Here is a 1,408-nt window from a genome sequence, read left to right on the forward strand (position 1 = left end):
AAACCAGTGTTTATAAATTCTGATGAAATTCTCTTAGTCGTCTGTGAAGATGAAGAGCAAAATCTCGCAAAATACGGTACTTTCTTTGATGAAAAGGAAATTATCAAATTTATCGATCAAGCCGATAATGCTCTTCAAATCTTCCGTGTAGAACCAACCACTAACCGATGCGAAGATATCTCTGAAGAGATCGCAGAGTTCTATCTTAAAGAATGTGAAGAACAATGTTTTAACGGCAATATTCCTCACGACTTTGTTAAGCATAGCTCCGCATACGATTTTTTTTTAGAAGAAATCGAACAGCAGCGATATGAAGATGAAATGTACGGTACTTATGAACAACAGCACCGTTTAACTCTTTGGGATGTCATTCCAAACTACCCAAGCTATACGGTGCGCTTCTAAAAGCGCGCCCCCTTCAAATCCAATTTATATAAGGTTTGTAATGAAACATTTTATCCCTATTCAAAATACTATAATTAAACAGCAAACCATTCAAACCGTTAGCGCTCGTGACTTGCATGCATTTTTAGAGGTCAAAGCCGAGTTTAGAAAATGGATAGCAAACTGTATTAAAGATTTTTCTTTTCGAGAAGATATTGATTTTATCACATCTACCAAAAAATTACCATCACGGGGTTGTCCTTCTAAAGATTATGCCCTCACTTTAAATGCAGCAAAACACATTGCCATTTGTGAACCTAATTTCAAAGGTAAACAAGTGCGTCAATATTTTTTGGACTGTGAAAAAAAAGCAAAAGCAACAATCGATTATTCAAAACCAGAAACATTAGAAGAAATCTTAAGACATCTCAAACAACAAATTAAGCACAATGAAAATGTTGTCACAACGAATGGAGTGAAACATGCATAATCTTATGACAGTAGAAGAAAGAAATTTTAATAACCAAACTATTCCGACCATGTCTAGTCGTGAAATTGCTGAGTTATGCGATAAACGGCATGACCATGTTATGCGTGATATCAAGAAAATGCTTGAAGAATTATATTCTGAAAACACTGCCCCCAAATTTGGGGTGAGTGATTTTGCAGGGGTCTATAAAGATTCAACTGGTCGTACCCTCCCTTGTTACAACCTCCCTAAACGTGAATGTTTAATTCTTGTTTCTGGTTATAGCACTGCTTTGCGTGCAAAAATTATTGACCGTTGGCAAGAATTAGAAAAGCAAGTAACACCAGCACAAATCGATTATTCAAGTCCAAAAGCTATGATTGGTTTTTTGAATTACCTACAAGGACAGATAGATCAAAAAGACAGCATTATTGAAGATTTAACACCAAAAGCCATGGCACTTGAAAGTTTACAGCGCCATGATGGGCTCTTTGGTCTTACAGAAGCTGCTAAAATACTCGAAATGCAACCAAAACAATTCATTCAGTTTTTACA

General features: G+C 35.9%; 3 protein-coding genes. All 3 read left to right on the top strand.

Going from position 1 to position 1,408, the window contains the following annotated elements:
* Positions 1-405 (top strand): hypothetical protein (locus tag PVV65_RS09755; protein ID WP_273790028.1); only part of this gene is annotated, 405 nt, incomplete at its 5' end.
* A 40-nt stretch (positions 406-445) separates the two neighbouring features.
* Positions 446-874, top strand: a complete 429-nt coding sequence (locus tag PVV65_RS09760) for an antA/AntB antirepressor family protein (RefSeq protein WP_273790029.1) — start codon at positions 446-448, stop codon at positions 872-874.
* The coding region (locus PVV65_RS09765) for a Rha family transcriptional regulator (RefSeq protein WP_273790030.1) at positions 867-1,408 on the top strand (542 nt) is incomplete at its 3' end. The genes PVV65_RS09760 and PVV65_RS09765, both read left to right, overlap by 8 nt.

The organism is Bartonella sp. ML70XJBT (genome assembly GCF_028618425.1).
Lineage (GTDB): Bacteria > Pseudomonadota > Alphaproteobacteria > Rhizobiales > Rhizobiaceae > Bartonella.